A 23,444-nucleotide genomic window follows, 5' to 3' on the forward strand; every position below is an offset into this window, starting at 1 on the left:
GCCACCAGCGGACAGCACACGCGCACGCAAACGCCCGGCCGGGAACATCCCGGCCGGGCGTTTTCGCGTACCCGGCCACCGAACTACGCGCGCCGCCGACCATGGCGGCGTCTTCCGGCACCCGCCGTGCAGGACGTGCCGGGGTTCGGGGCGGGTCCGGCCGAGGCCGCAGGTTGAGCGAGGATGCGCCGCGGTGAGCTCCGGACTGTGGAGTCTCATGGTGGGCTCGTGTCGGTGTCGTGGCTGCCGTGACTGTCCGGGCCTTTCTTGGAGAAGGGGTGGAGGCCCAGGAGGTCCCTGGCTGCCTTTCCCCGGGTGCTGCCGGGGCTGATCAGCACGATGATCACAAGCACCACGTAGGAGCCTGCGATGGTGGCGGCAAGGATGAGAGCGGCGCTGGTGCCGCTGTGGAGGAGTTCGAAGATAGTCACCGTCGCTTGCCCGGGTAGCCCCCTTCTTTGCAGGCGCCCGGGGGAGCGTTAGGGCCTAGGAGGGGAGCGACCGGGCGCCGAGTCGGTCGTGGCCATGAGGGGGGCGAAGCATCGATTCGTCTTGAGAGCCATTGCGGCGGGCCTTTGGCGGTTGGGGGTCGGTGGTCGGCGGCGGTTGACCCGCGCGCTTTCGTCTACGTCCCATTTCGTCGCACTGGCGGCGTCAGGTCACGTCACGGAGACTCGTGACTTGACGGCTCGGAGTACGACGATCACCACCGGGACCGCACTCGCCGACCGAAGAGCACCGATGAGCAGCGGCGCGTCCGCCCTACCGGCAGCCTCCTGGCGCCCGCGGCACGCGCGGACACTCCGCCCCAAGCGAAACGTCACCCTGCGATGACGCCAAGTGATTCTCGGGAGGCCTGGGCCGAGCCGCGCGGCGTGCGCCGTCGGGATCCGCCGACTCGTCGAAACCTGCCCGAGCCTCGTGGGGCGGCGCAGTGTCGGCGGCAAGTGGCCTGACCGTGGCTCGGCGAGGGTTCAGGCGGCCGGTTCCAGGCGGACGCAGCACCGGCCGGGTTCCGCTGCCAGGCGCGCATCGAGGCGATCGTCGCCGAGTCCGGCAAGGATGCCGTGCAGCAGGTGGAGGTTCATGCCGCAGACGGTCCCGGTGTGGTGCCGGGCCAGAGCGTGGAAGGGGCAGTTGGCCAACGCGATGGCGTCGCCCTCGCGCCGCGGCTCGAAGCCGTGCTGCTCCAGCGTCTCGACGATTCCCCCCGACGCGTCCCGGCCCAGTTCTTCGCCCAGTTCCTCGGCCTTGCGGTGGAGGACGGCCCGCACTGGTTCCCCGGTGGCCTCCGATACCTCGATCGCCTGCGCGAGCAGTTCCCCGGCCAGCTCGTACCGCCGGTCGGGCAGGCTGACGGCGATGTGCCGGTCCGAGCGCAGGTAGAGCTTGGCCGGCCGGCCTGCGCCGGGTCCCGTGCGTCCTGTGCGCCGCTCGTAGACGACGTCGAGCAGTGATGCGTCGGCCAGGCGGTCCAGGTGGAACGCGGCGGTCTGCCGTGCCAGCCCGAGCGCGGCCGCGGCTTCGTCCCGGCTGACGGGCTCCGGCTGACGCACCACGTGCTCGTAGAGACGTCTGCGGGTCGGCTCGTCCAGCGCGGCGACGGCGGCAACGTCAGGGTCGGAGGTGTCCTTCGGCTGGTCCACAAACCCAGTGTAAAACCAACAACTCTTGACTAAAGAAGGAATCGGAGTTTCTATCGTTAATGAAGCTTGTTGATAGAAGGAGGGTGTCATGACAGCCTCGAACACCACGCCCGTCACTCGCCGACGCGCCGAGCTCAGCGAGCCGGGACGCCAGGCGTTCTGGATCCTGCGCGCCGGCTTCACGGTGGCCCCGATCCTGTTCGGCCTCGACAAGTTCACGAACCTGCTCGTCGACTGGCCTTCCTACCTCGCGCCCTGGATCGACGATGTCGTCCCCGGCAGCGCGCAGGCCGCCATGTACGCCGTCGGCGTGATCGAGATCGTCGCGGGCATCGTCGTGGCCATCGCCCCGCGCTTCGGAGGCTGGCTGGTCGCCGGTTGGCTCGCAGGCATCATCGTCAACCTGCTGACCATCCCCGGCTTCTACGACATCGCGCTGCGCGACTTCGGCCTGCTGCTCGGCGCCGTCGCCCTGGCCCGCCTCGCTGAGCACTACCACCGCGAAGACCGCTGAAGCGCCCGACCTGCAGCGGCCCAGAGCGCCCGGGCGGTACGGCCCGCCGCGCGGCCCGGGCGGAAATCGATGCAGCCAGTCGCGACCCCGTGGAACTGTCGCAACCAGTTAGCGCACCGTCCGACTCCTCGCCCTCGACTGTGCAGCCCAACGGCGCTGGTCTACCCCTGGCAGAGCGACTGGTGGATGATCTGCCACGTGACGGAGGAAGTGGAACCAGGAGCGGGCGCATGCGGAGATGAGGCCCAGGCCTGGCGCGCCCGGTTCGGCTGGGCGGTTGGGCTGCTCTCGGACGATCTCGCTGAGCGGGCTGCGGCACTTGCGCATCTGGACAAGGCCAAGAGGAACGTCTGGGACGCCCTCGATCGGTTCAACGACGTGTGGCAGCTGACGAGGCCGCTGGGGGCGGAGGAGCAGTACCGGGAACCGGTCTTCAGGCGGGCGAGGGAGGCGTACTCCGATGCCTGTGAGCACTCACTGCCCGAAGGGTTGTGTCACCGCCCGCGCGGTGCCGACATCACGGTGTGGCCGGGTCTGCCCTACGCTCTCCTCTTCCTGGAGTGGGAGGCGCGGCACCCCGAGGAGTGGACGCGGCATGCGAAGGCGTGGGGCACGAAAGAGGCGCTCATACGAGATGTGGCTGTTGCTGACCACGATGCAACGGTCAAGGCGAAGCTCACCGATCTGATCGAGGTCGTCGTACAGCGGGCCTACCGCTGTAAGGACCGCGAGTACGTGCGCGTCGCACGGGCCGTCGACAGCGAGGATCTGCGTGGCAGGCTCGGTAAGGCTGCTCAATCGGATGATCCTTGGGCGCGGTGCCAGGCCGGGTATGTTCTCTGGCTCCTCGATCGCCCCGAGGTGCCGAATACGCGCCACGTCTGGCGGACATGGATCGCGGCACCTTCCGGAAGCTGAACTCGGGCCGATTCATGCCTCGGGCTGCCGGGCCGCCCGCAAGAGGAGCAGGGCGATGTCGTCCGTGCGGGGTGCGGTGTGTTGGGCGTGCCGCAGGAGGGTGTCGGCCACATCGTCCAGGTTCTGCGTTCCGGACCGGTCGAGGTGCCGGGCGAGGCTCAAAGTCGCCGCTTCGATATCGGCGCCGGGTGTTTCGACAAGCCCGTCGGTGTAGAGGACCAGAAGCGCGCCCGCCGGGAAGGAGATCTCACGCGTGGGGTACTCGGCGGATGGCTCGATGCCGAGCAGCAGTCCGGGTGGCACCTGCAGTACGTCGGTGGCTCCGCCCGGGTACTGCAGCAGGGGTGGCGGATGGCCGGCGCTGGCGAGCCGCGCCCGCCCGAGCGCGAGGTCGATCTGGGCGATCAGGCAACTGGTGAACAGGCCCGGGTCGAGGTCGGTCAGCAGGCGGTTGGTCCGGGCGAGGAGTTCCGAGGGCGGTGTGCCGGCGGTGCCGTGGGCGTGGACGGCGGTGCGGACCTGCCCCATCAGTGCGGCGGCATTGACGTTGTGGCCCTGGACGTCGCCGATGGCGGCGAGGACTGTCGAGGGAGTGGGTCGGATCAGGTCGTAGAAGTCGCCGCCGATGTCCATGCCGTGCCCCGCCGGCCGGTAACGAGCGGTGACCTCCAGATTCGGGACGCCCGGCAGGGTGTGGGGGAGCAGGCCGGTCTGCAGGGTATGGGCCAGGGCGTTCTTGGCGTCGTAGAGCCGGGCACGGTCCAGTGCCTGGGCGATCAGCCCGGCCAGCGAGGTCAGTAGGGCCCGCTCCGCCGGCGGAAAGGGCCGGGGCCGGTCGTACGAGAGGACCAGCAAGCCCACCGCGTGGCCGGAGGCGGTGAGTGGCAGGAACGCCCAGGCGTTGCGTCCCTCCTGGCGCGGCGCGGTGGGGTGGGCGCGCCGGAACTCCTCGTAGCTGGGGAAGAAGACCGGGGCACCGGTGGCGAGCACCTGCGCGTTGGTGACGCTCGACGTCAGCGGCGCGCCGTCGAACCGTTCGATGAACCCGGGCCGGTAGCCGCGGTGGCCGATGATCCGCAGCCGTCCTTCCTCGACCGCCATGAGTACCAGGCCTTGCGGGCCGAGTGCCGGAACGATCTGATCGGCCAGGCGTTCCATCACGTCGCGGACGCCGATGGCCTCGGCAAGGGCGGCGGCCAGGTGCGTCAGGTGGTAAAGCCCCAGGGCGCCCACCGGCTCCTGTGCCACGTGCGACATGCGTGCCGTAGCCGGGGCGGGGGCGAGAGCGGCTGGGTCGGCCTTGCCGGCGGTGACCGATTCGGCGGGCGAGATGTGCAGGCTGATGCCGCGCTCGTCGGGATAGAGCTGGAAGAACAAGCGTACGTCAGGTGGGCGGACCGCGGTGAAGGCCGTCGGCTGGCGGGCCACCACGGCGGCCCGGTAGCGGTCCTCCACGAGGGGATCGCGCAGCCACGGCAGGACCTCCCAGGGGCGCCTGCCCAGGAGCTGGGACGCTTCGCTGCCGACCAGGACGGCGCCTGCCGCGTTGATGAAGGTGATCTTGCCGTCGAGGTCCAGTGCGCAGCAGCCCAGGGGCATCCGTTCGGCGAAGTCGAGGGCGGCCGCCGCCCGGGCGGGGTCCTCCTGCAGCCGCACCGGTGCGGGGACGAGACGCGGCTCACCTTCGGGCGGCCACTCCGCGCCACCCTCCACCGCAGCCTGCCGCAGACGCTGCCCCGCGTGGCGGGCGAAGGTGTCGATCGCCTCCTGCTCCCGCTCGCTGAGCCGCGGCGGGTGCCAGACCGGCCACAGGAGGACGATGCCGCCCCGCACCTCGTCGTCGCCGTCGGCGAGCGGAGTCGCGGCGAGGAGGAAGTCGTACGGGAGCACCAGCCCCAGCCGCGGGTACCGGCGGGCGATCTCCTCCTGGCCGCCGCCCAGCCAGACGAGTCGCCGCTCGCGGATCGCGTCGGACACGGGGATGGCCTCGTCGAGGGAGACGCGTGCCCACGGAGCGGTGATGGGCGGGGGTACCCCCGCCACGAGCCCGAGCCGCAGGACCCGCTCGCCCGACCCCAGCAGGTACACCAGGCCCACGGAGGCGCCGGTCTCCTCCATGAGGTCGGCCAAAGGCCCGTCCAGCCGGTCCCGACCTCGGTCGGCTGTCCAGTCCGTCCCGCCCGTGTGCCGCACCGGCGCTCACCCGGCCTTTGGGTGAATATCGCTCATAAGAGGACGATAGGCCCGGCCCTCCGTAGCGGCATCACCCGGGCGGTCCGTAGCGGGTGCCCGGTGAAGACGGCGCGGATGCCGGCGCGGCGACGAGCCGGTGGCGGCTGGGGCCGACCAGTGCTCTGTAGGCCGTTCCGCTGCGCAACGGCCACCGGCTCCCGCCTCTGCCGAGCCGGAGCCGGTGGGTGAGCTGGAGACGCCTACCGTGCGGATGACCGACCGTTGCTGTGCGCCAAGCCCGGCAGCGGTCTCGTACCCGATTCCCTTGGTCGCGCCGGTGACCCTGTACACCCTGATTCCGCATGCCAGTAGCGTGCTCGGACTGGCAGGGTTGCGGCTATGTCGAGAGATCCGTTGCTGGCCAGAGCCCGGCGGCTGTGGGAAGGTCTGGCCCGGGTGCCGGTGTCGTTCGCGCCACTGGGTGGGGTGAGCGTGGTCGTCTCGACGGAATCGGCGTTGAGCCCGGTCGGCTGGGTCGGCGTCGTGACTCTGGGCGGGTCGGCGATCGTGACCGCGCCAAGCGCGAGTACGGCTGCGATCGTTCGGGACGCTCTGGCGATGCTGCCGGTGGAGGCAGTCGCGGACGCCGAAGCGGTCCGCGAGGTCCTGCCGGTGGCTCGGGTGCTCGGTCCGGCGGCATTGTCGTACGTGTCCCCAGCGGGCTTCCGCCGTGCAGAGCCTGATGTGCTGGCGGTGGAACAGCTGCCGGGCAGTCATCCGGAACTTCGGAAGCTGGAGAAGCTGGCAAGCCATGAAGACGCGGGCGAGGCCGCTCTGGACGAGATCACCTCTCCCGCCTTCGTGGTCCGCGAGCGCGGTCAGGTAGTCGCCGCTGCTGGATACCGGGCTTGGCCGGGCTGGACCGCCCACATCAGTGTGCTCACCGCGCCGGAGTCGCGGGGGCAAGGGCTGGCCCGGTTGACGGGTTCGGCGGCGGTAGCACACGCGCTCGCGGCAGAACGGCTGCCGCAATGGCGTGCCCGCCCGGCGGCCTCCCGGCGCGTCGCGGCATCACTGGGGTTCGAGGAACTGGGTTCGCAACTCAGTATCGAGATCGCCTAGGAGAATTACTTGGCAGAGGTGTCGGCTCGTCCACGAGCCGACATCGAACAGATGGCAATCCGATCGAGTGGGGGCGGGGACGCTACCGCCACGACGGTCGGCGGAAGGAGGCCGTGGTGTGCAAGGTGGACCACCAGGCGGCGGCAGCGGCCGCAATCGCGGAACTGACGACGGCGCACCCGTACCTGGCGGGGGATCCCACCCCGCACCCCGCACTGGCAGGGTGCGAGGAGGTCGCCTGGTCGACCCTGCCCGGATGCACGGAGGGTGTCCCGGCCGTGCTGTACGGACTGGTGGACCCCGAAGCCGCCGAGGTCGCGGGACGGGCGCTGCGCTGGCTGGTGCTGGCAGGGCCGATGCGCATCACCGCGGCGATGCCTGCGGTAGTGCCGTTCCTGCTCCGTCTGGCGGCCGACCCCGCGGTGCCCCACCGGGGCAAGCTGTTCGACGTCGTGTTGGTGGCCGCGGCTTTGTCCGAGGCGGTGGACCCCGGTAACTCGTGGGACTTGGCCATCAGCGGCCCCGAAGAAGAGCACCCCGAGCGAGCCCTGTGCCGCGCGGCCTTCGAGGCTAACGCGGCATGGGTGCGCCAGCTGCTGGTCGAGGACCAACTCCCGGCGGGCGAGCCGCTGCACCAGGACGAACGCGCTTCGCTGCTACGGGCCGCCGGACTGCGGGGATCGTCTTCGGGGCGCCGCTGGTGAGCGCGTCCGTATGGCCGTCCAGGCAGCGAAGCGCCGTCGCACGGTCTACTGCTGGCAGCGCCCGAAGGTCACGACATAGGTTCCGCCCTGGCTCGCGCCGGCCCCGGCCGGGTCCGCCGAACCAGGCTGGGCCCAGGCGCCGATCTCTCGCATCGACGGGTCCAGGATGATCTGGCGGTGGCCCCACGTGCTGACGTTCATCCACCAGTTGACCGCGGCGTTCGGGGTCCCCGAGCCGCCCCAGCCGGTGTACGTGATCTCGGCGACGGCCCATGACGTGGGGTTGGGGCAGTAGCCCGCGGCGAGGATCCGGCTTTGCGGTGTCGATCCGGTCTGCGGGTTGCGGTGCGAATCCTTGCCGGGGCCCCACCACTTCAGCTGCACGGCGGCGGCGGAGTGCTGCTGCGCCGCAGTTGTCAGGGCCTGGTTCGTGGTGAGGGCAGAGAGCCCCCTCTGTGTGCGCTGGGCGTTGATGAGGCAGATCAGCGCATTGCGGACGGCGCTGTCGTTGCTGCTGCTCGGGGCTCGGGCAGCGGCCGCCGCGTCGCACGCGACGGCCGTCGCCGGTGCTGCCGAGACCGGCACGAGTGCGGCCGACAGGACTCCGGCCACAGCGAGGCTCCGTGCGGTTCTGGTGAGCGAAGCGTGGCTGCTCAAAGAGGTCCACCTCCCCTTAACCCGAAGAGTGGTTCCCAGCGGTCGAGGCGCCACGTCGCTCAAGTTGCGGCACGTGGCATGGCCCGCCGCTACGGCTTCTCCTCCAGGCTGCCAGCCGTCGCGTCGACTCGCCATCCGTACCGCCACGCGCGCCGGTTCGGGTCTGCCACGTATGCCGTCTGGCGAGGGGTGTCCGGCAGCCCTCGGACGCGCATGTGAGGCTGCCGGGCCGGACGACGGCCAGGTTGTCAGTCCCCCTTGTTAGGGTCACGCACTCCGTGATCCAAAAGGGAGAGGGAGCCCCTGATGAGCGACAACGACGTGCGGAAGCTCGGCGTCCGCATCTACGACCAATGGACGGCGATGTGGAACGGCGATGTGCACCTCGCCGAAGAGATCATGGCTCCGGAGTTCACCCTGCGCTATGCACAGGCGGGTACGGAGGCATTTGACGATGCCCGCACTCCGGCGCAGCTCGCCGACATCATCGCGACCTGGCACCAGAACCGCCGCGGGCTCCGCTTCGCGGCCGAGGGCATGGCGGTAGTGGACCTGGCACTGGCCGACGGCGTACCGGCCGGGTTGGTCGCCCGCCCCTACGTCGCGAGCTTCACGGGCGAGGACGGCCAGACCGTCGCCAGGAGCGGGACCGATACCCTCAGGGTCTCCAGCGGCTTGATAAGCGAGGTCTGGTCGGTTTCCTCCGGTGTCGGGGGTAGAACTTTCTACCGGTAGGCCTATCCCTGCGATCAGTTGCGGGACCGGATGAGCACCGGGACGAGCTGGAGTGCGGCCTGGCAGGCGAGGGCGAGTTCGTCGGTTCGTGTGGCCAGGCCGCGCCCCGCTTGAGGCGGTTGATGCAGCGTTCGGGACCGCGCAGCACCCGATGTCGCTCAGGGGTTGGTCGAGGCGGATCGCGTCGAGACCAGCTGCACGGATGCGTTCGGCGGTCTCCGCCGCCGTCACTGCAATCCGACGCGGGCATCAACGGCGGTCATCAGGAGCGCAGGCCGGCTTGCCTGAGCGCCACCCGGGACAGGTCACCGATGACCTGCTCGTCTGCTCGGCGCCAGGCATCGGCGAGTCCACCCGGCGGAACGGAGACCGCGGCGAGGTCTCGTACCGGCCCGGTCAGGGCCCGCAGGGCGAGCAGATCAGCACCGCCGGGAGTGTTGAGAAGGTCTCGGATCAGAGCAGTGCGCCGGATCCAGCGCACGCGCGGGGGAAGCCAGAGCGCCAGCACGAACGCCACCGAGGTGAAGATCAGGGCGAATGCGGTGAGGTCGGCCACACGACCCACCGCGTCCTGCATCGACTGCCCGGCATCGGAGAGCCCGTTGCTGGCCTCGGCGGCGGATTGCAGCGGCTTCTTCAGGATGCCCCCGACCAGCGGCACGTTCGAGGCGGCGTCCCCCGCATCGCCGAGGCCGGAGGCAAGACTGCCGCCCGCGTCCTCTACCTTCCGCCCCGGCTCGGCCAGCAGCATGATCCCATCGTGGACCGCCAGCGCGAACCTCACCGAGGCGATCACCAGGACCACGGCGATCAAGTCAGCGAGTACCTGTCGGCAACGACGTGCTCGAGTCTGGGCGTAAAGGCGCATCGGCGTGCTCCTGTTCCGGCGACATCAGCGGACAAGACCGGTTTCCAACCGGGTGACACACGACAGCCGTGACAGCAGGCCACGGCCCACCGCACGACCGTACGCGGCAACCGCCTTGTCCGGGCGTCTTCACATGCCGACGGCACCGGCACGTTCACACCGGACCGGGACCGCGGACAGGTCCGCTCGCGGTCGCGGGTGCCGCGCGCTCGGTCACGACACCGCGTCCCGGTTGGCGCCGCCGTGTGCAGGACAGACAGCAGCTCCAGGACGCCGTGGCCTCGTCCCCGGACGTGCGCGGGCTGCGCCCGGGCGTCCGCCTGCGTGCCTGGCGTTCGCGTACGTGTCCGTCGCCGTGCCGTAGGGCGTCGCGCGCTCCGTCAAGCTGTCTGCCGGGCAGCGGCACGCGTTCCGCCATCTGACAGCGGGGGAACGCTGGTTCGACGCTGACACCGCTGACGCACACGACGTCCGCAACAGCCACGTCCACATCCGAACCCCCGCCCCCTCCGGGACCGCGCCGAGAGCGGGTGACCCGCTGGACGGCCACGCCGTCCAGCCCGTTCCCCGCTCAGGTAACCGGCGAGAAGGCCGCCGGCCAGCGCCGCGCAGCGCGGGCCCGGGGCGGCTTGCGGAAGGCCCAACACCCACGACAGCGATCCGCCTCGTCACATGGGACACGGTCCAAGCGGATGGCCGGAGGCCCTGCGCCCCGGCAGGCGAGGGGAGAGCCGGTGGAGCAAGATGGACGTGTCCGGACCTGTCAAGCTGAGAAAGCCGTGGTCCTGATGCCCGATAGAGGTACGACGCTCAGCGGCAAGCGGCAATTGGTCCAGGTGGTAGCCACTGCCACGCTCGCTGCCTGCACGCTGTTGCCGGCCAACGGTTTCGCGCTGGCCGCGAGGCAGGCCCACGCCACCACGACGGTCGCGAGTTCACCCGCGGCGCCATCCCCGGCTCAGACTCAGTACGACCGGATCGCCACTCAGACGCTCGACGACATCGTGAACGGCAACTTCACCGCGGCCACGGCCCACTTCGATACGACGGTCCGTAAACTACTGCCCCCTGACGCCCTCGCGTCGGCCTGGGAGACCTACCAGGATGGGTTCGGACGCTATCAGTCACACGGGGCCCCCAAGGACCTCGCATTCGGCGAGTTCACCGTGGTCAACGTGCCGTTGAGCATGGAACGCAAGCCCGGGGAGTTCCGTGTGACCTTCCACAAGGACGGCAGCATCGCCGGACTGTACTTCCTCGGGACAGGAGCGCCGATCTCGTAGACCAACCTGCAAGCGTGCCGGCTCCGCTCCGGAACAAGAGCGGCCCCACGTGGAGCTGGAAGCCGGCCCGGCCGTGCACGGCTGGAGTGAGAGACGGCGCTGGCGTGTGTTGCGCGAACGGAATTGGCCGAACGGAAGTAGCCGCGCGGCCCGGCGTGGCACCGCTCCAGACGGGCTTCGGCCACGCGGATGCGGGCGTGGGCGTGCCGCGGGCGTGCCGGGGCGTGCCACGGCTCGCCGGTACGTGTCTTCGGCATCACCCAAACCCTCCGGGAGTTCGGCATGGCCCGTATCACCATCAACGGCGTGACGGTGGACCCGCTGGTCCAGGCTGGAGAGATGGCCACCGCATCGCTGGTGTCCGAGGACGCCTCCGCGTCCAACCATCTGCTCGTGCAGACCACACACCCACCCACAGCCGAGGAGAAGGAACGACTCGCCGAGCTCGGGTTGGTGATCCACGAATACGTTCCGGACGACACCTATCTTTGCGGCTACCGGCCCACGGATCTGGACGCCGTGCGCGCGCTGCCCTTCGTGGCCTGGGCGGATGTGTACCTCAACGGCTTCAAGATCGCCCAGTCGCTCCGGTCCACCCGGCTGAGCCCGGGTGTCGCCGTCCTGGCCGGGCCCCTGGAGACGGGGGGCGCCCGGACCCGCACCGTCGACATCGTCCTGCACGAGGACGTCGACGCGAGCACGGACGGAGTACGGGACCGGATCGCCGCGGCAGCCGGAGTCAGCCCCGGCGACGTACAGCCCGGTGGCCGCAAGGTACGCATGACGCTCCGTGAGGAGGACCTGCCCGCACTGGCCGCGCTCGACGAGGTGAGGGAGATCGAGGAGGTCCCCGAGAGGGTGCTGTACAACACCGTGGCGGGGACGCTGATGCACGCGCAGGTGTCCTTCAACGGCACGAAGTTCCGGGGCGGGGGCCAGATCGTGTGCGTCGCCGACACCGGTTTCGACAAAGGCTCGGCCACCAACGTGCACCCTGCCTTCACCGGTCGGGTCAAGCGCCTGATGGCCTTGGGACGTACGAGCCCCGCGCGGGCGGACGACCCCGACGGGCACGGCACCCATGTGGCGGGCTCGATCCTCGGCGACGGGACGTCTGCGTCGATGGGCGGCGCCGTCACGGGCACGGCTCCCGGGGCGAGGCTGGTCCTGCAGTCCGTGATGGCCGAGGACGGCTCCCTCTCCGGTATCCCGGACGACCTGCGTGACCTGTTCGAGCCGCCGTTCGTGGAGGACGGGGTGCGGATCCACACCAACTCGTGGGGACCGGAGATCCCGGGCTTGCCGTACAACCAGAGCGCGCGCGAGGCCGATGAGATGGTCTGGGACAACAAGGACTTCGTCATCTGCTTCGCCGCGGGCAACGACGGCACGGACCGGGACGGTGACGGCCGCGTGAACCTGAGGTCCGTCAGCGGGGAGACCGGGGCCAAGAACGTCATCACCGTCGGTGCCAGCGAAGGCAACCGCCCCGAGATCTCCCGCACCTATGACGAGCTGAGGCCGCTGTCGTTCCCCGCCTCGCCGATCCGCGGCGACAGGATGGCGGACAACCCCGCCGGGATGGCGGCCTTCAGCAGCCGTGGCCCGACCCAGGAGGGGCGGATCGCGCCCGATGTCGTCGCCCCCGGCACGTCGATCCTGTCGACGCGCTCGCGCTTGGCACCCGATCTCCGGCGCTTCGGTGTCTCCACCGACCCCGCGTACATGTTCGACAGCGGCACCAGCATGGCCACCCCTCTGGTCGCCGGCTGCGTGGCGGTGCTGCGCGAGACGCTGGTGAAGAACGGCACGCCGAAGCCCAGCGCCGCGCTCATCAAGGCCATGCTGATCAACGGCGCCGAGGAGCTTCCCGGCCAGTACAGCCCCACCGAGGCGGGTGCCTGCCCGAACAACAACTCCGGCTTCGGCATCGTCAACCTCCAGCGTGCCGTGGTCCTCCCGACCGACGCCCGCATGGCGGGCTTCACCGATGCGAAGGAGCTGGACCGGGGAGAAGAGCGCGCGTTCCGCATCACGATCCCGGAGGGGGCGGCCCCCACCCTGAAGGTCACCCTCGTCTGGACGGACCCCCCTGGCAGGGCCCTGCAGAACGACCTCGACCTGACTGTCCGCACCGGCGGTCAGGAACGCCACGGCATCATGGGCACTGATCCCGGTTTCGACCGTGTCAACAACGTCGAGCAGGTCCACTGGCGAGTCATCCCTGCCGGGGAGGCCGAGATCGTCGTCAGCGCTCACCGGATCACCCGGTTCGCCCAGCCCTACGCCGTCGCCTGGCGCATTCTCTGACGTATATGACGTATATACGGGCAATGCCCGGGCCCGGCGGATCTATGAAGGGATCGCCCGCCTCGCCCGCCTCGCCCGCGCCGGACGTCCATCACCAGGCGGCCATCGGGCGCAGAGGCGTCGGTGGGGGAGCGGGGTGGTCACGGGGAGCACGAGACCGAGTGCAGACAGTCGTTCGTTCGGGCCCGGCTCCCTGCACCGGCATCCGGGGGCGACCTACCATGAAAGACAAGGTCTTCTTGATCCCCGCACCTGCCCCGGCGAAATGGTAGGGAGGGCGGAATGGAGTTCTGGAACGGATCCGGGCGAGTGGACGGCTCGCGCTATCTGCCGATCTCCGAGCACGGCCTGATCGGTGATCTTCGCACCGCCGCGCTCGTCGGGACCAACGGCACGATCGACTGGTACTGCTGCCCGCGCTTCGACGCACCGAGCGTGTTCGCGTCCATCCTCGACGCCGACCGGGGCGGATCGTGGGAGCTGGCAGCCGAGGTGCCGACCCGTACTCGGCAGTTCTACTTCCCCGACACCAACGTGCTGATCACGCGGTTCTACGCCGCCGACGGGGTGGCGGAGATCCAGGACTTCATGCCGGTCGTCGACGAGTCGCGCGAGGCAGCCCGGCACCGGCTGATCCGGCGGGTGATATGCGTTCGGGGAACCCTTCCGTTCGGAGCGCGGATAGCTCCCCGCTTCGGCTACGGCGCCGAAGCGCACACTGTACGCACGCAGGCCCACGAGGCAGTCTTCGAGTCCCCCTCGATCTCGCTGGCGCTGACCTCCACCGCGCTGCTCGAGACCGACGGCACGGACGTGTGGTCGCACTTCAAGCTCCTCGAAGGCGAGTCCGTGGTCTTCGCCCTCGACCAGATCGGCGATGACGTCCGCCCGCGGGCTTGTCCGCACGCCGAGGCGGAGGTGCAGTTCGAGGCGACGGTCCGGTTCTGGCGCCACTGGCTGGGCCGCTCGCGCTACCGCGGCCGGTGGCGGGAGATGGTGCACCGCTCCGCGCTGGTGCTGAAGCTGCTCACCTACGTGCCGACCGGTGCGATCGTGGCCGCGCCGACGACCAGCCTGCCCGAACGGATCGGTGGTGAGCGCAACTGGGACTACCGCTACGTGTGGGTCCGCGACGCCGCCTTTTGCATCTACGCCATGCTCCGCCTCGGCTTCACCTCGGAGGCCGAGGCATTCATGGGCTTCCTGTCCGACCGGGGCATCATGCGGGGCGCCGGCCCCAACGGTCCGCTGCAGATCATGTACGGCATCGACGGGCGCACCGACCTGCCCGAGTCCGAGCTGCCTCACCTAGAGGGCCACCTGGGATCCGCTCCGGTGCGGGTGGGGAACGCTGCCACCAAGCAGCTCCAACTGGACATCTACGGAGCGCTGATCGATTCCGTCTACCTGTACGACAAGTGGGGGCAGCCCATCAGCAGCGATCACTGGGACGAGGTCGGCGCTGTGGTGGACTGGCTCTGCGACCACTGGGACCAGCCCGACGAGGGTGTCTGGGAGACCCGAGGCGGCCGGAAAAACTTCGTCTACTCGCGGCTGATGTGCTGGGTGGCGATCGAACGGGCCATTCGGATGGCCAACCGGCGCGGCCTGCCGGCCGATCTTCCCCGCTGGCAGCACAGCCGGGACGCGATCTACCGGCAGGTCATGCGAGAGGGCTGGTCGGCCAAGCGCGGGGCGTTCGTCCAAGGGCTGGGCGACGACGTACTCGATGCCTCCGTGCTGATGATGCCGATGGCCAAGTTCATCTCACCCAGCGACCCCAAGTGGCTCGCGACCCTGGACGCGCTCACCGCGGATCTTGTCTCCGACTCGCTGGTCTACCGCTACGACCCGGAGGCCAGCCCGGACGGCCTGCGGGGTTCCGAGGGCACGTTCTCGATCTGCTCCTTCTGGTACGTCGAGGCGCTCACCCGCGCCGGGCGCATGGAGGAGGCCCGGCTGGCCTTCGAGAAGATGCTCACCTACGCCAACCACCTCGGTCTCTACGCCGAGGAGATCGGCCGGACCGGAGAACAACTCGGCAACTTCCCGCAGGCGTTCACCCACCTTTCGCTGATCAGCGCCGCCTTCAACCTCGACCGTGCCCTCGGCTGAGCCCCACGGCCGAAGGCCCCGGCCGCCCCGGCCGCTGGGTACGGTCATTGGCGGCTGACCGTACGGGTCACCCCCGCGACGATCGTCGTCGCCAGGATCCAGCCGGTGATGATCAGGGCGTACGACAGCCACTGGTACCAGCCGTCAGGGGCGAACGCCGATTCCTGGCCGAAGCTGACGACCGGGAGGAGCAGGTCGAGGGTGTAGAAGACGGGGTTGAAGCCAGGGGCCTCGTCCGCCTTGACGGGGCGCGGGTGGTGCAGGCCGTACGCGATCGATCCGACGGCCATCAGCGACAGCAGCCAGACAGCCGCGCGCGCCGGGCGGAAGCCGTAGCCGACGGTGACGTCCTGGACGTACCCCCACAGCCTGCCGTACCAGGTGAGCGTGGTGCGTCGGCGGCGCTGCTTGGCGAGTTGGACGAGCCGGGCCGCGTCGTCGTCGCCGACGTGGCGGTAGGCCGCCATCAACTGCTCGTAGGAGTGCGGCTCGTACCGGTCGCCGTCCCGCTCCAGCATCGGCAGGCGGCGCTCGGCGGGCTCGTGCGGGGTGAGTACGGTGTACGTGAGATTGGTGAGATGCACCTGGTCCGGCAGCATCTCCGGTTCGAGGGTCAGGATCTCTATCTGAGAACGCCGGAGATTCAGGGCTCCCTCGATGCGATCGCCATCGTGCAGCCACAGTTCACCGATGACACAACTACTCGCCCGAAGGGCCGTGTCCCCCGGATGCGACAAGTGGGCGTGGAGCAGGTCGAGACGGCCCGATATGCGCGAGCCGCGGAGCTCGATCCGGCCCTGCGCACGGATGCGTCGCGTCCGTACGTGGGCTCCCACGTTGAGGTTCTGCGCGTCCAGCGCGGTGCCATCGGGCTGGTTGAACTCGGCTTCCTGAACGTTGATCCGCCCGGCGACGGAGGCGCCGGTGAGCCGTACCTGTCCCTGGGAGCGCATCTGCGGCGCCCACAGGTCGCCTCCGATCACCGCCTGGTTGAGCTGCAGTACCGGCTCGGAGTCGTCCGGCGCCGTGAACTCCGCCCGCTCCATGAACAGTGCCCCGGAGATCTGTGCCCCGCCGAGCCGCACCGGCCCCCGCGTACGGCAGTCCGTCATCCGCAGCACCCCCTCGACCCGCAAGGTCTCCGAGGCCAGGCCCGGCAGTACGGACCAGCTCAGATCGAGCTGGCGCAGCTGGGCACCGTACAGGTCTGGAACGCCGTCGAACCGGCAGTGGCTCAGCCGGATGGCGGCGTCGATCGTGGCGTGCTTCAGGTCCAGTACGCCGGTGATCCGCGCCCCCGTGATCTCGAGCGCGGTGATCTCCCCCTCCTCCTGCGGAGCCTTGAGCAGCAGTGCCCGCAGCACCCTCGCCCGCACGGTCCGCTCGGCGCCCAAGGTGTTGCCGAGCGCCGGATCCTCGTTCTCGGCCGCACGGAAGTCCACGGACTCGCCTCGTGGAAAGGCCCGCCATATACGTGCCTCGGCCGGCGTCAGATCGTTGGTCTCACTCACGCCGGGACTCTGACGTGCCGCGTTCGGCCTGTCAACTGCCTTACGGAGCACGCCATGGTGTCCGACGACGTCTTGGCCGCATGAGTCACGCCTGCTCCTCCCTGTAGAGGACGAGGTGCTCGTGGAAGAGCACACCGTCGCGGAGGTCGCCGGTGGCGGTGAAGCCGGTGTCGTCGACGTAATCGATGTGGTTGCCGGTGACCGTGTAGCGGCCGGTGTAGGCACTGCTGCGGTTGCCGCGCGCCTCGTCGTAGCGGCCGTCGGCGCGGAGCTCCTGTCGAATGTGTCCGTCTCCGGTCACCCACATCCCGACCACGTTCGCGTTACCGGCCCCTCGCCCGGCGGTTTCCTCCGGCGGGCCCGATTGGTTCCTCACCATGTGTTCCTCCTCGCTCGCGGGTGCTGATCACCAGCCTGGGCGGCCCCGGGGAAGGGAGCCAGGACGGGTCGTGCCTGGGTGTGGGGCACCCAGGCACGTGGCTGTGGAACGCCATAGCCTGATGGGGTGACCAGCAACGATCTCGGAGACTTCCTGCGCGCCCACCGCGCCCGACTGAGACCCGATGACGTCGGGCTCGCTTCCTACGGCGCCCGCCGGGTGGCGGGGCTGCGACGTGAGGAGGTCGCCGTACTGGCCGGCATGAACAGCGACTACTACGCCCGCCTCGAACAGGGCCGCGAGCGCAGCCCTTCCTCGCAGATCCTCGAGGTCATCAGCAACGCGCTGCGGATGGATGACGAAGCGCGGGAGCACATGTTCCGGCTGGCGGGCACCACCCCGGACGGTGAGCGTCCGCAGCCGAGGGAAACGGTCGATACTGCGCTGCGGCAGCTGCTGGACGGATACCCGAACGCCGCGGCGTTCGTCCTGAATCCGGCCACCGACTTCCTGGCCTCGAACGCTCTGGCCGACGCACTGTTCGCGCCGTTCGAGAACGCGGACAACATGGCCCGCATGGTCTTCCTCGACCCGGCCGCCCGGAGCTTCTTCACGCAGTGGGGGCGGGCAGCCGAGGCTGTGGTTGCCGGACTGCGCCACGCCACGGGCCTCGACCCGCACTATCGGCGCCTGCACGACCTCGTCGACTCCCTGACCGAGGCGAGCGAGGAGTTCGCAGCCCTGTGGTCCTCGCACACCGTGCACGGGAAGACCCGTGACGGCAAGGAACTTCTCCACCCCGACGTCGGGCCTCTCGCGCTCACCTTCCAGACCTTTGACGTACGCGGAGCGGCGGGCCAGCAGTTGGTGATCTACCACGCCGAACCGGGAAGCCCCAGCGATCAGGCGCTGTCCCTGCTCGGCAGCCTCCACGCCACACGCGGCGCACAGGCAGCAGACTCAGGGCCATGAAGGCGGCGCTGCTGAGGAACACGGCACGGCGTGGTCAGCGGCGGGTGAAGCGGTATCCGGCGTGGTGCAGGCTGCCGTCCTGGAATTCGCCGAAGGCCCAGAAACCCAGGTCATCGAGGTAGTCGATTCGGTTGCCGGTGATCCAGTAGCGGCCCTGGTAGGCGCTGGGACGGTCCCCACGTCTCTCGTCGTAGCGCCCGTCGGGCAGCAGTTCCTGCCGAACCAAGTCGTTGTCGTCGACCCACATCCCCAGGAACGGGTGCGCCGGGTCGTGGGCGGGCGCGCCTTCGGAGGCCGCCTCGGGGGTGGTGTCGGCTGCCTCGACAGGGCGGCCGTTCCAGAGGCGGATCTGTCCGCCGGTGACCAGGATGTTCGGCACGCCGTGACGACAGCGTCCTACGCGATCTGCGCGCCCCGCGGGCTCACCCGGGGAACGGTGGTCATGTCAGGACCTGCTTCGGTCATCGGGAAACCGTGGAGAGAGATGGGTGGCGGGGGTCAGACGGCGGGGGTGTTGAGCACGTACTCGCGGGAGGCGTGGACCTGCTCGCGCAGGGCGGGCAGGTCCACATCGAGGACCTGGCCGTTCCACTTGCGGGGCTCGCCGTTGATGAGGACGGCGCTGATGTTGCGGGCGTCCGAGCCCAGCACGACTGTGCCGATCGGGTCGTTGAGCGGCATGTTGTTGAGGTCCTCGGCCTGGATCACCAGCAGGTCGGCCTTCTTGCCCGGGGTGAGCGAGCCGGTGACCCCTGCCAGCCCGTTGGTGCGGGCGCCCTGGAGGGTGGCGAAGTCCAGGACGTCGTGGGTGGCGATGCGAACCGGCTGTTGGCCGGTGCCGTAGACGGCGTTGACCGCGCGCATCCGCTGGATGGCGTGCAGGGCCCGCATCTGCGTGAACATGTCGCTGACCAGCGCCACCTCGACGTCGATGCTCAGGCCGGGCCGGACCCCGACCGCCAGGGCCTCGTCGATCGCGGGGATCGCGGTCTCCAGCCCGATCTGGGCGTCCGAGGTCGGGGCCAGGGCGATGGTCGTGCCGCTCTCCCCGATCGCCCTCCACGCTGCCCGGGTCAGACCGGTGGCGTGGATGAGGGTGAGGTCCGCGCCGAGAAGGCCGTCCTGCTCCCACCCCAGGATGGCGTCGGAAGAGGAGGTGCCGAAGACGGCGTCGACGCTCACACCGATGCCCAGGTCCTTGGCCGTGCGGGCGAGTTCGGTGCCGTAGGCGAGGGTGGGCCCGGCGATCTCGTCGGTGGCCAGGGCGGCCAGGCGCAGGCTCAGAAGCTGGTCGTCGCTGGCGAAGTACTTCTCCTTGAGGCGGGCCAGGTCGCCGGGCCACTGCTTGTCGCAGTCACCGAAGTGCGGGCCCATGGAGGCGTGCACGCCGCGTATACGGGTGTCGATGAGGGCCTGGACGGCGGCGTCGGAATGCTCGGGGGTACGGGAGTTGTGCGAGAAGTCGAGCATGCACGTGATGCCGCCGTCGATCGCCGTCAGCGCGGCCAGCTTGGTGCCGACGTACATGTCTTCGGGCCGGTAGACAGTGGCGTAGCCGGCGAGGGTGGACATCACATAAGCACCGAGGTCATCGACGTCCGGCATGATCCGGCGCAGCTGGGTCTCCCAGGCGTGCCGGTGCGTGTCGACGAAGCCCGGCGTGAGGATGGTGCCGGAGGCCTCGACGACCACAGCGCCGTCCCGGTTCAGGTCAGAACCGATCGCGGTGATGATCTCGCCCTCGACGAGCAGGTCGGAGCTGTGAAGGACACCTAGGTCGGGGTCCATGGTGACGATGGTCGCGCCGGTGAACAGGATGCGCTGCTTCGGGTCGGCGGACCGGTGTTGAAGCTGTTCGAGTACGGCGGGGCTGGTGGTGCCAGTGGGAATCAAGGGGAGGTCCTGTCCTTCCTGCCAGGCGGTGGGCCGGCACGGGGTGAGTGGTGACCCCAGCCTCGGCCCATCCGGCAGCGGCAACCAGGCCGCCGTTTGCCCTGGTACAGCGCACCCATGCAGGCGTCCCGGCATCAGCACGTGTCAGGAGCAGCGCCAGTGCTCCTGGTACCCCATCGGCAGAGCCCTGCAGTGGATCGAGAGACCCAGACACCGGGCAGCCCCGACCGAGAGGGCGAAAGGGTGTCGCACGGCGGGCGCAGGTCTGCTGCAGCGCCGCGTGCCAACGCGCGACCATGTGCGCGCCGTTGCGACGGCCTTGTCGGTTCCTTAGCGTGCTGGACGCAGGTCTGGCGGGGGACCGAAGTCTCTGCCGGACCGTCGTACTCACGGGACTCAGGGGGCGACATGCCGGAACCGGACGCGACTTCGCATGACACGCCGGAGCAGCAAGGGCCGCGTGCACGGCCCAGGGGGCGAATCTTCCAGACCTCGACGATGACGGCCATGCTGGAAGGTGTCTACGAGGGAACGACAACCATCGCCGAGCTCCGCCGCAACGGAGACTTCGGCATCGGAACCTTCGACCGGCTCGACGGTGAGATGATCGTCCTCGAGGGCCGGTGCTATCGGTTACGCGCCGACGGGAGCGCTGGTGAAGCCGACCTGGCCACGCGAACGCCCCTCGCGGCGGTCACCTACTTCCACGGCGAGCACGACTGGCGGATCACGGAGCCGACGGACGCCGCAGGGCTGCGCACGATGATCGACAACTGGCTCCCGACCCCCAACCTGTTCTACGCGGTCCGCGTAGACGGACATTTCGACCACATGGTCACCCGGATGCTCCCCGAGCAGCACCGCCCTTACCCCCGGCTGATCGACGCGGTGGCCGGGCAGATCATCTCCACCCACACCGACCTCCACGGGACGTTCGTCGGTTTCCGCAGCCCCAGCCACATGCTCGGGGTGGCCGCAGCCGGCTACCACCTGCACTTCATCTCCAACTGCCGCACACGTGGGGGGCACGCCTACGACTTCGTACTCCGCTCCGGACGGGTGCGCGTCGACGTGGGGTACGAACTGTTCCTGCGCATGCCGCGTACACAGGACTTCCGCTGTGCTCAGCTCGGCCGGGGCGATATCGCAGGTGAGATCGAGGCGGTGCTCCAGGGTGGCCCGAAGCCGTAACCGGGGGTTCGCAGGGCGCCGTTGCCGCAGGCCCTCCGCATGGAGGCCCCGGGCTCGGGCCTGGGGTGTCCTGTGCGTCGCACGGGACACCCATAGACCGTCTTCCACGGCCCGAACCGCTCGGGCAGGTCTCCCGCCACTGCACCCCGGTCCACACCCGGTGCAGAGCCCCGTCAATCACATGCCGGTGATCCCGCCACCATGATCGGACGGGTAAGTCCTGGCTAGGCCGTCGGGCTCGGATCAACGCCACACGAGCCCCCCACGCTGGATGCACGCAGCATTCCGCGCACGTCCTCGTAGCGGTCCACGTGCCCTCGGATCTCCCGTTCAGTACCAAAGGTGAAGATCGCCCATGGCCCGTCCACCACCACAGGGTCACCCCACCACACCTCGACATCGGGTTCGGAGGGCGGCGGCGGTGTCCAGCCGGGATCCACCGCGGCAATGCTGGCGAACAACCGCTCCATGTCAGGAGAGGCAGGACCGTTGAGCAACATGCCGAAGTTGGCAGGCCGCCGGAACACGGTCCCCTCACCCCATATGACCCACGCCTCGCGCTCGTCCTCCGACATCCCGTCCCGTCCCTCGTGCCGTTCTGCCTCTGTCAGCCCATTCGAACAGTAGGGGCTGGGCGGCATCATGCCGCCACCGCAGCACCCCTGGTCATCCGGCTCCTCGCGTGATCGCCCGGACAAGTCCTGGTCGTCGACGGCTAGCGGGGGAGCGTTGATGTGGCCGTGGCGTTGTCGACTTGGTGTGCTCACTGTTGGGGAGCGGCATACCGACATACCACCTGTCACTTGTGCGGCCCATGTTCACGCTCGTGGAAGCCCGGCCTGCGGTGCGGGGTTGTCGCGGCGGGCGCGGCGGGTTCCGATCAGCAGCAGGACGCACGCGAGCGCGAAGAGCGGCCAGGGCGTGAACGGGAGGACCGCGGCGTCGACGACGGTCCAGCTCACCAGCGTCCAGGCGATGAATGCTGGCGGGATGATGCCGCGGCGGTCCAGCCACAGCACCGTCAGACCGACCAGGACGAGCGGTATGCCGAAGCTTTCCAGGCTCAGCCATAACGCGCTGCCCGCCGGGCTCATGTCGGCGAGGTCCTCGCTCCACAGTCCGCCGCTGAACCATGTCCCGGCGTGGCGCGCGGCTTTCTGCACTGTCAGGGCGCCGAGCGTGTGTGCGGTTCCGCAGAACGTGATGATCCAGCCAGCCCATTTGATCATCTGGGTCTCCCTTGTTGTCGCGAAGCCGCGCGGTGCGACTTCATCACGGTTGCCTCTGCGTAGCCGGGGCTCGCAATCCCGGCAGCCATAGTTCCGATACTGTAGTTTCGATACTCTAGTTCCGTATCATGTGGGCATGACAGTGAGAAGGCAACGGGGTGGACGCCCCCGAGACAGTCGCGTGGATCACAACATCCTGCAGACCACGCGTGAGTTGATCGACGAGGTCGGCTACCCGGCCCTGACCGTCGACCAGGTCGCGGCGCGCGCCGGGGTGGGCAAGGCGGCGATCTACCGCCGCTACGCCTCCAAAGCCGAGATGGCGTTCGTCGCGACCATGCACGAGCAGCAGTTGCCTCCATTGGCCGGCGCCGGCTCCTTGCACGGGGACCTGCTGGCACTGGTCCGCACGTTTCACGTGCGCATGGCCGCCCCGGCGGCCCGACAGCTGGCACCGGCCCTGATCAGTGAACTCGCCGTCAATCCCGAACTGAATACCCGGTTCCAGGACACGTTCCTGGCCGCCGAGCAGGCCGCCTTCGCCGAAATCATCGAACAGGCCGTGGCACGCGGCGAGCTGGCCGGGACCGTCGACCCCGCGATGGCCCACCTGCTGCTGCTCGGCTCCCTGGCGTCCGCCCTGTACATCCTCAACCTGCCAGTCGACGACGCGATGGTCACCGACCTCGCCGCCGCCGCCACAGCAGGAATCACCGCCCTGGCCGACCGGCACCGCAGCGACCACGACGAAGCCGCCGAGCCGCGCTGACAGGGCCGTTTCTCCTGGTCAGGTGGCCGTCGGGGACCCAAAGAACCCCACCGGCCCCGCGCTGGTTCTCACCAGCCACCAGATGAGCCACGCGCTCCACGAGGGGCAAGACCGACTGACCCCGGGCCGGCGTCACCTCCGCGGTGATGGCGGTCTTGCCGAACAGTCGGCTATCCGGGAAGGCTCGGGTTCACGCGCCTGCGACGCAGACGAGGGGGAACGGCGCCGCTCTCCTTCCACGGAGAGTGACGCGCCCAATGGCCGTACGTGGGAATTCGCGCTGGCCGCTGTCACCTGGTGGATGCGTCGAACGCCCCGTCGACAGCCGTCCGCAGTTCGACAACGACCCCTTACGCCCGGCGACGGTTCGGCCCGGCTCTCCCGGATTCGGATTCGGTCAATCTGCTGCTGCTTTGGCTGATATGGCCCGACTGATGCACTTTCAGGGAAATCTGA

At 69.4% G+C, this 23,444-nt stretch carries 22 protein-coding genes; 11 read left to right on the plus strand and 11 right to left on the minus strand.

What is annotated here, in order from left to right; genetic code table 11:
• Window positions 1–215: 215 nt before the first annotated feature.
• Together ACFYOB_RS37920 and ACFYOB_RS37925 are read right to left on the minus strand one after the other, a co-directional pair.
• The gene (locus ACFYOB_RS37920; RefSeq protein ID WP_388568646.1) at window positions 216–431 is read right to left on the minus strand and encodes a hypothetical protein; all 216 of its coding nucleotides are present in this window, start codon (window positions 429–431) and stop codon (window positions 216–218) included.
• A 543-nt stretch (window positions 432–974) separates the two neighbouring features.
• Window positions 975–1,646 (minus strand): helix-turn-helix transcriptional regulator, encoded by a 672-nt coding sequence (locus tag ACFYOB_RS37925; protein ID WP_388568649.1) that lies wholly within the window; start codon window positions 1,644–1,646, stop codon window positions 975–977.
• 88 nt (window positions 1,647–1,734) lie between these two features.
• Between ACFYOB_RS37925 and ACFYOB_RS37930 the strand changes: the two genes are divergently transcribed.
• Together ACFYOB_RS37930 and ACFYOB_RS37935 are read left to right on the plus strand one after the other, a co-directional pair.
• Window positions 1,735–2,160, plus strand: coding sequence for a hypothetical protein (locus ACFYOB_RS37930; protein WP_388568651.1), 426 nt, complete (start codon window positions 1,735–1,737; stop codon window positions 2,158–2,160).
• A 198-nt stretch (window positions 2,161–2,358) separates the two neighbouring features.
• Window positions 2,359–3,078, plus strand: a complete 720-nt coding sequence (locus tag ACFYOB_RS37935; RefSeq protein WP_388568654.1) for a hypothetical protein — start codon at window positions 2,359–2,361, stop codon at window positions 3,076–3,078.
• 12 nt (window positions 3,079–3,090) lie between these two features.
• On the opposite strand, the gene ACFYOB_RS37940 is transcribed toward ACFYOB_RS37935, so the two are convergent.
• Window positions 3,091–5,196, minus strand: coding sequence for a SpoIIE family protein phosphatase (locus ACFYOB_RS37940; RefSeq protein WP_388568749.1), 2,106 nt, complete (start codon window positions 5,194–5,196; stop codon window positions 3,091–3,093).
• 453 nt (window positions 5,197–5,649) lie between these two features.
• Between ACFYOB_RS37940 and ACFYOB_RS37945 the strand changes: the two genes are divergently transcribed.
• On the plus strand, window positions 5,650–6,372 hold the full coding sequence (locus ACFYOB_RS37945) for a GNAT family N-acetyltransferase (protein WP_388568657.1): 723 nt from the start codon (window positions 5,650–5,652) through the stop codon (window positions 6,370–6,372).
• A gap of 116 nt (window positions 6,373–6,488) precedes the next feature.
• Window positions 6,489–7,076 (plus strand): hypothetical protein, encoded by a 588-nt coding sequence (locus tag ACFYOB_RS37950; protein WP_388568659.1) that lies wholly within the window; start codon window positions 6,489–6,491, stop codon window positions 7,074–7,076.
• A 45-nt stretch (window positions 7,077–7,121) separates the two neighbouring features.
• Here the strand turns inward: ACFYOB_RS37950 and ACFYOB_RS37955 are convergent, their stop codons facing one another.
• On the minus strand, window positions 7,122–7,688 hold the full coding sequence (locus ACFYOB_RS37955) for a CAP domain-containing protein (protein ID WP_388568662.1): 567 nt from the start codon (window positions 7,686–7,688) through the stop codon (window positions 7,122–7,124).
• 351 nt (window positions 7,689–8,039) lie between these two features.
• On the opposite strand from ACFYOB_RS37955, the gene ACFYOB_RS37960 reads away from it, so the two are divergent.
• Complete coding sequence (locus ACFYOB_RS37960) at window positions 8,040–8,468, plus strand: hypothetical protein (protein ID WP_388568664.1); 429 nt, start codon at window positions 8,040–8,042, stop codon at window positions 8,466–8,468.
• A 262-nt stretch (window positions 8,469–8,730) separates the two neighbouring features.
• Here ACFYOB_RS37960 and ACFYOB_RS37965 read toward each other — a convergent pair whose 3' ends face one another.
• Entirely contained in the window at window positions 8,731–9,219 is a 489-nt protein-coding gene (locus tag ACFYOB_RS37965) for a hypothetical protein (RefSeq protein WP_388568667.1), read from the minus strand.
• A gap of 905 nt (window positions 9,220–10,124) precedes the next feature.
• On the opposite strand from ACFYOB_RS37965, the gene ACFYOB_RS37970 reads away from it, so the two are divergent.
• From ACFYOB_RS37970 to ACFYOB_RS37980, 3 genes are all read left to right on the plus strand, one after another.
• Entirely contained in the window at window positions 10,125–10,619 is a 495-nt protein-coding gene (locus tag ACFYOB_RS37970; protein WP_388568751.1) for a DUF3887 domain-containing protein, read from the plus strand.
• A gap of 282 nt (window positions 10,620–10,901) precedes the next feature.
• A complete protein-coding gene (locus ACFYOB_RS37975) occupies window positions 10,902–12,929 on the plus strand; it encodes a S8 family serine peptidase (protein ID WP_388568670.1) in 2,028 nt (675 codons plus the stop codon).
• A gap of 282 nt (window positions 12,930–13,211) precedes the next feature.
• The gene (locus ACFYOB_RS37980) at window positions 13,212–15,044 is read left to right on the plus strand and encodes a glycoside hydrolase family 15 protein (RefSeq protein WP_388568673.1); all 1,833 of its coding nucleotides are present in this window, start codon (window positions 13,212–13,214) and stop codon (window positions 15,042–15,044) included.
• 44 nt (window positions 15,045–15,088) lie between these two features.
• On the opposite strand, the gene ACFYOB_RS37985 is transcribed toward ACFYOB_RS37980, so the two are convergent.
• Window positions 15,089–16,555: a membrane-associated oxidoreductase gene (locus ACFYOB_RS37985; RefSeq protein ID WP_388568676.1), complete on the minus strand. Its 1,467-nt coding sequence runs from the start codon at window positions 16,553–16,555 to the stop codon at window positions 15,089–15,091.
• Window positions 16,556–16,640: 85 nt separating this feature from the next.
• Complete coding sequence (locus tag ACFYOB_RS37990; protein WP_388568679.1) at window positions 16,641–16,934, minus strand: Atu4866 domain-containing protein; 294 nt, start codon at window positions 16,932–16,934, stop codon at window positions 16,641–16,643.
• A gap of 126 nt (window positions 16,935–17,060) precedes the next feature.
• Between ACFYOB_RS37990 and ACFYOB_RS37995 the strand changes: the two genes are divergently transcribed.
• The gene (locus ACFYOB_RS37995; RefSeq protein WP_388568682.1) at window positions 17,061–17,906 is read left to right on the plus strand and encodes a helix-turn-helix transcriptional regulator; all 846 of its coding nucleotides are present in this window, start codon (window positions 17,061–17,063) and stop codon (window positions 17,904–17,906) included.
• A gap of 34 nt (window positions 17,907–17,940) precedes the next feature.
• Here the strand turns inward: ACFYOB_RS37995 and ACFYOB_RS38000 are convergent, their stop codons facing one another.
• Both ACFYOB_RS38000 and ACFYOB_RS38005 read right to left on the minus strand, forming a co-directional pair.
• On the minus strand, window positions 17,941–18,285 hold the full coding sequence (locus ACFYOB_RS38000; protein WP_388568684.1) for an Atu4866 domain-containing protein: 345 nt from the start codon (window positions 18,283–18,285) through the stop codon (window positions 17,941–17,943).
• A 119-nt stretch (window positions 18,286–18,404) separates the two neighbouring features.
• Window positions 18,405–19,799: an amidohydrolase family protein gene (locus ACFYOB_RS38005; protein ID WP_388568687.1), complete on the minus strand. Its 1,395-nt coding sequence runs from the start codon at window positions 19,797–19,799 to the stop codon at window positions 18,405–18,407.
• Window positions 19,800–20,207: 408 nt separating this feature from the next.
• On the opposite strand from ACFYOB_RS38005, the gene budA reads away from it, so the two are divergent.
• Window positions 20,208–20,990 carry an acetolactate decarboxylase gene (gene budA, locus ACFYOB_RS38010; protein ID WP_388568690.1) on the plus strand — a complete coding sequence of 261 codons (783 nt, stop codon included), beginning with the start codon at window positions 20,208–20,210 and terminating at the stop codon, window positions 20,988–20,990.
• A 224-nt stretch (window positions 20,991–21,214) separates the two neighbouring features.
• Here the strand turns inward: budA and ACFYOB_RS38015 are convergent, their stop codons facing one another.
• Both ACFYOB_RS38015 and ACFYOB_RS38020 read right to left on the minus strand, forming a co-directional pair.
• Window positions 21,215–21,565: a hypothetical protein gene (locus tag ACFYOB_RS38015; RefSeq protein ID WP_388568693.1), complete on the minus strand. Its 351-nt coding sequence runs from the start codon at window positions 21,563–21,565 to the stop codon at window positions 21,215–21,217.
• Window positions 21,566–21,808: 243 nt separating this feature from the next.
• The gene (locus ACFYOB_RS38020) at window positions 21,809–22,219 is read right to left on the minus strand and encodes a DUF6463 family protein (protein ID WP_388568695.1); all 411 of its coding nucleotides are present in this window, start codon (window positions 22,217–22,219) and stop codon (window positions 21,809–21,811) included.
• 181 nt (window positions 22,220–22,400) lie between these two features.
• Between ACFYOB_RS38020 and ACFYOB_RS38025 the strand changes: the two genes are divergently transcribed.
• Window positions 22,401–22,988, plus strand: coding sequence for a TetR/AcrR family transcriptional regulator (locus ACFYOB_RS38025; RefSeq protein WP_388568697.1), 588 nt, complete (start codon window positions 22,401–22,403; stop codon window positions 22,986–22,988).
• Window positions 22,989–23,444: the final 456 nt, after the last annotated feature.

This window comes from Streptomyces sp. NPDC006463 (assembly GCF_042870715.1).
Lineage (GTDB): Bacteria > Actinomycetota > Actinomycetes > Streptomycetales > Streptomycetaceae > Streptomyces.